General features: G+C 53.6%; 6 protein-coding genes. All 6 read right to left on the bottom strand.

What is annotated here, in order from left to right; all coding sequences use genetic code 11:
* Positions 1 to 294: 294 nt before the first annotated feature.
* The 6 genes from ACF8AM_RS21205 to ACF8AM_RS21180 all read right to left on the bottom strand — a co-directional run bounded on the left by ACF8AM_RS21205 (position 295) and on the right by ACF8AM_RS21180 (position 4698).
* Positions 295 to 699, bottom strand: coding sequence for a nuclear transport factor 2 family protein (locus ACF8AM_RS21205; RefSeq protein ID WP_392557569.1), 405 nt, complete (start codon positions 697 to 699; stop codon positions 295 to 297).
* Positions 700 to 1508: 809 nt separating this feature from the next.
* Positions 1509 to 2015 (bottom strand): hypothetical protein, encoded by a 507-nt coding sequence (locus ACF8AM_RS21200; RefSeq protein WP_392557568.1) that lies wholly within the window; start codon positions 2013 to 2015, stop codon positions 1509 to 1511.
* 120 nt (positions 2016 to 2135) lie between these two features.
* Positions 2136 to 2468, bottom strand: a complete 333-nt coding sequence (locus tag ACF8AM_RS21195) for a hypothetical protein (RefSeq protein ID WP_392557567.1) — start codon at positions 2466 to 2468, stop codon at positions 2136 to 2138.
* Positions 2469 to 2959: 491 nt separating this feature from the next.
* Entirely contained in the window at positions 2960 to 3331 is a 372-nt protein-coding gene (locus tag ACF8AM_RS21190) for a GxxExxY protein (RefSeq protein ID WP_392557566.1), read from the bottom strand.
* A 137-nt stretch (positions 3332 to 3468) separates the two neighbouring features.
* Positions 3469 to 4179, bottom strand: a complete 711-nt coding sequence (locus ACF8AM_RS21185; RefSeq protein ID WP_392557565.1) for a hypothetical protein — start codon at positions 4177 to 4179, stop codon at positions 3469 to 3471.
* Positions 4180 to 4428: 249 nt separating this feature from the next.
* Positions 4429 to 4698 carry a hypothetical protein gene (locus ACF8AM_RS21180; protein ID WP_392557564.1) on the bottom strand — a complete coding sequence of 90 codons (270 nt, stop codon included), beginning with the start codon at positions 4696 to 4698 and terminating at the stop codon, positions 4429 to 4431.
* Positions 4699 to 5118 lie beyond the last annotated feature (420 nt).

Genomic DNA, 5118 nt, shown 5'->3' with positions numbered 1-5118 from the left:
GTGCGATCCGATACTGGTTGTACCTTGGTTTGGGTGGGTGGAACGAACGGTGCCTTGGTTCCAGCATTGATAGGGCCTTGTTGTGGCAGGGTGGGCTTCACAATGGCCCTTGCCTTGCGCCGACATTCACCGCGAACGGATTGCCGCCGCCAGCAGCATGGATCCTGTGGCAGAAAACAAAGGCTCCAAGAAGACTACGGGAAGCCGGCGGTGAGCGAAGGGAAAATCACGCGCCAGCTCTGTTTTGGGGTTTGAACCAGAACGCCTGTTTCTGCGATGTGGCCAACCGTCAAGTCACGCCAGTCCGACTGATGCTCGGAACTCAAGCGGGTTCCAGTAATCAACGATTGAGAGGATCTGGCCGTTGTCATCGAAATTGACAATCGAAGACGCGCGAACCTGGAACGCTTTCTCGGTCGCGGGTAGGCCTGGCAAATCTCCCGAGTGCGTGCCTTGCATGGTCCAGGCCGCTGCCGCAGTCTTCTTTGCCACGATGATCTGAGTCGGATGCACTTCAAAATCGGGTGAACCAGCATAGGTCAAATCGACAAACGAGCGAATCTGGTCCAGCCCTTCGAACTCGGCGGCAAAAGCCAGGTCTTCGAAGGTGGAGTTGGGTGCGAAGAATGCAAGCACTCCGTCTGCATCCTGACGAGACCATGCCGCGTAATACTCCCGGAGACGAGATTCCAAGTCCATGTCGTTCGTTCTTTCGAAGTAAAAGGTCGTGTGATCTTCCCAGCTTGCTACGCCAGTCATCGATCACCACGATCGCCCCAAAAGAGGCGATCATGGGATGCGCTGTTTCTCTTGGTAACCCGAAGCGTCAGTTTTGAAGTTACGCTTTTGAAGTCGGTTTTGTTGGCCAAAGGCCATCCTCATCGTAGCCTGGGGCATCGCCCCAGGAATCGAGAGCGAAGGAAAATGAGTTGGCCAACGGCCAACATCAACCCGCAAGTTTTGAACTGAATTTGGCCGTTGGCCAAAATGGGGCCGTGTTCTCCTGGCCCAGGGGCGTTGCCCGCTGGCTATGTTGAACAAGGCCGTTGGCCATTCAACGAAAAAACGCAACTTCAAAACGCGTTTGCGAGGATCGAGCCAACTCCGCACCTTCCTCGCTGGAACTTTCGTTTGGTCCTGGAATAGCCCCTTCGAATTCATATCCGGCAATTTTCTTTTGCAAACGCAAGTGCTCTGCGAGGCATCGAAGTAGAAGCCAATTCAAGAATGCGCCAATCACTACAGAGCATGACGCGACAAGGCCCCACCACGAAATTGTCAACAGTAGCCCAAGAGCAAGGACCGAGCCGAGAACAAGCAACGCAGTCGCCACCATGTCGACAAAGGTTTCCTGTCCGGTCCCTCGTCTCAGTCGTCGTTTTTCAGTTCGATGTGCAGTTACTGTCAAGTCGAATCTCTAAGGACGAACGACCGGCATTACCGGGCGGGGAGAGAAAGCTGTCCATGTCAAATGCGGCCGCAAGCCCCGCTCCTTGTGAATGCCTTGGTTACTCGTCCGACTTGCCATCAGGCACAGGGACAACAGTTATCGGTGGACTTGGCAAAGTGCTTTGGAGCATCCACTTGTCCGAGACCTCGGTGATCTCAACTTTGAAATTGTGGGGCTCCATGAAGTCCCCGTATTCAGCACCACGACCTTTAGTACAAGTCGCAGTTTTTCCAGGTGCAATCCCCGGTTCGTTGTCGTATGCCCAGTAGACCCTCACGTTGTTATGAGTAGTCTTGACGTTGTCGGAGCGATCATAGGACACGTTGGCGAACACTGAACGGATCGTACGCTTGCTATTGTTTTTGATTGTTAAGATCAGTTCACGTCCTGGGACTGTGCTTCCCGATGCGACTTTCCTGTGTTGTTTCTTGAATGATAAAACAGTCGCGGCAGTATGAGACGGTTGTCGGACGTCCGGAAGCTTTTTGACAGGAACGCGTGCGTCGTCAGCTGAGTACGCCGTGCAAGCCATCGCCAAAGTGGCGAACATCAAGACAAGCTTCATTGTCCGAATCCTTTGTGGTTGTGAATGATCCTATCGAATAACGGCGGCCATAAACGGGCACGGAGAGTGATGTATCCATTTGTGAAAACGCGCATGCCGTGCTCCGTGTGAATGGCTTGGTTATCCGCTACTGTGTGGGTCAAGTCGAGGTAAGTGGTGAGAAACAAGCTTGCGCATGAACGGTGTGACAGGGCAAGTGCCATCCCAATCATCATCCGTGTCAGCCCAATACCAAACCGAGTAAGCATGTAGATCGATCTTGTTATCGAGCACACGCAGGACGACGCTCCAACGCGGATCAGACGACAGGTCGCCGGGAAGCTCCGCAAATGCCTGGATTATCGTTTCCATCAATGTGAAACGCTCGTCACTGGTCGATTCATCGTCCAAGTAGATGTTGAGATATTCGTCGATGCGACTTGAGTCCGCGATTTCCCATTCCCAATCTTGCATCGAAGGGTGGTTTGGCACGCCGAGACGCTTTGCGAGACTCGCTATCGCTGCTGCAGTAGGGAATCGCCAGAGATGCTCAGGAGCGGACATGTTCGGTCAGACACGGTGATCGATGATAGAGTTCGACCACTTTCGGGTAACGCCGAGCATCACCTTGCCGCCGCGGTGATGTCTCCACAGTCAAAGTCGCACGTCTCGGCAGCTCAGGTGCATGCGGGTGGTTCGTCATGATCCACCACCGTGACGACCACGCTCCTCAGATTGTAGCACAGACAGGCGTTGGGCATGCACGCGCGAGTCGAGTACTCAATGGGCACCCATCGTGACGAACGGTCGCCATCACCGAGGCCGCGCGAACGACTCAGACCAAACCATTTGATCTAGCTCGCGGCCCTTCGTGTGAATGTGATGGTTCGACATTCTACACGTCATCGGTCCGCCAGAGAAACGGTTGAACCACGAAGGACTCGAAGAGCACGAAGGTAGGACAATCAAAGGACCAATCGTTTGATCCCGTCTTTCAGCTTAGTGACATTGAAGTTAATCAGCAGTCCCGTTTTCACTTCGGCGAGCTTCATGTGCGTCAACAATTGAGCTTCGTGAATGCCAGTCAGCTGAGTCTCGCTCTTAAGTTCCAGAATGAGCACGTCCTCGACGAGCAAATCGATACGGTAGCCGCAGTCGAGTTGGACGCCCTTGTGTTGAACCGGCTGTGGATCCTGCCGCATATACCCGATTTCGTTCCGCGCGAGTTCATGAGCGAGGCACTGCTCGTATGCCGATTCAAGCAACCCTGTTCCCAGTGCACGATGGACTTCGATCACACATCCAATCACGCGATGCGAAAGGTCATCAAACTCCATTCTTCGTGCTCTTCGTGTCCTTCGTGGTTGTCATATTGCCACTAAAGAAAATTCCATTGTGGAACGTCGGACATCACGGGGCACGGAAGGTTGATTATCCATTGCGAACAACGCCGCAAGCCGTGCTCCCGTGCATGTCATTGTTCTGCTCTTTCGCGTCGCGATTGCACGCACCAACGAAAGTGACTTGCACCGGACTCGGTCTTGCGCCGTCCAGAACCTTCTGGATACAGTCCGGCATCCACGTCGCTCGCACCGATGCTTGCATTGAATACGGTGTAGCCTACCGACGCTATGTTAGAAATCAAATCGTGACGAGCGAAACCGTCGATGCTGACGAACAACAGTGATGCCTTGTTGATTGGCCTCACAGCAGCATTAAAGTCGCCACTGACATGGAGATTATTTGATGGATGCCCAGTCAGTAGCGTTCCGTTGAAATCACCGTCGATCCAAAGTTTGCATGAGTCGGCCGATTCAATGCGGCCGAAGACAGGACCACCAATGTAGACGTGACAGAATCCAGATGCTCGGATCGTCGCGTTCTCACCGACGTTACCGCTAATCACAATCTCGTAGTGGCCAGCGGGTTCAAGATCTGCGTTGAGGTTACCGTTAATGTGGATGACACTTCCATCGGGCGCCGAGATTGCTCCGTTGCTATCGCAATCGACATCCAAAGCATCGTTCGGTCCAATCAGCAGCGGATTTGGCAGTGTTTCGATTTTCGACCAACGGCGTTCCGTGTCGGTCGGATCACGCCAGAATGAAACAGAGCGGTTGAACGCATGGGCGGTCAAGATATCGACATACGCAACGCGGCGTTGGAGATGTTCCGGAATCGGCATGTCGATCAATTATTGAGCAGAACGTCCGCAACAACCGAGTCGCGGCGATTGATTTTCCATTGTCAAGAACGACGACTCCGCGACTTCGGTTCATCGCATTGTTCCCCGGTGTCGCGGCAGAGATAGGCCAGCCACCGCGGTCGACGATCAATCAATCATACCGAGTACGATGACCGCCGGCAAAGCAAGCAATAAGAACGCATCAACGCGAAAGAACATGATCTACAGCACAACGCCCAGCACGTATCGCTAGCGCGAACATCGCCACAGTTCATCCCCGTGTTCGCAAAAAATCGCTTTGAGGTCAGCCAGAGATACAAAGCGTTCGAGCCGTTTTTGATTCTGCGGATGCTTGGGTGGAATCTGAGCGCTGATCCCACCGTGTCCCTCGGGGTCATCGGCTGGCGGTGTAAGCGTCACGCCATCACCACAAATCAATCGTTCGGTCGCACCATCGGTGTAGTGAACAACGATTGCTTTCGGCCAATCGATCGCTGCAAGTTCCGCTATCGCATCCATCACATTTTTGCGTCGGGGAACGCTTGGAATCACCGGGCCGGGGCCGATGGAGCCTCGACCAGATGAAACCGCCTCACCCGGCTCCGGTGCATTCCTTGGTTATCCGCTAGATTGAGTTGGGCGTTGATCGTAAAGGCGAAAGGAAGCAAGGACAATCGGAGCCCAGAGTGGTAACAGGATGAGAAACTGAACCATCAGGCCACCGTTCGCAACTCCAGTTGCGGCAGCGACACCGCGTCCGATCGTCGGAGTGACCCATAGAAATGTGGTCGCAAAGAAGTAGCCAACTTCGGCGGTAAGCAAGCAGGTAATTGCTCGGGATGCGCCGTAACGTCCGGTCCAGAGTCGTGTTGAATAGTAAATAAGGCAAGTATAGAAGGACATTCAGAAAAAAGACATGGTCCAAAACGCGGGCGCAAA

The organism is Rhodopirellula sp. JB055, assembly GCF_043100905.1.
Classification (GTDB): domain Bacteria; phylum Planctomycetota; class Planctomycetia; order Pirellulales; family Pirellulaceae; genus Rhodopirellula.
The sequence above is the reverse complement of the archived record's forward strand: the minus strand, read 5'-3'. Positions and strand labels throughout refer to the sequence as shown.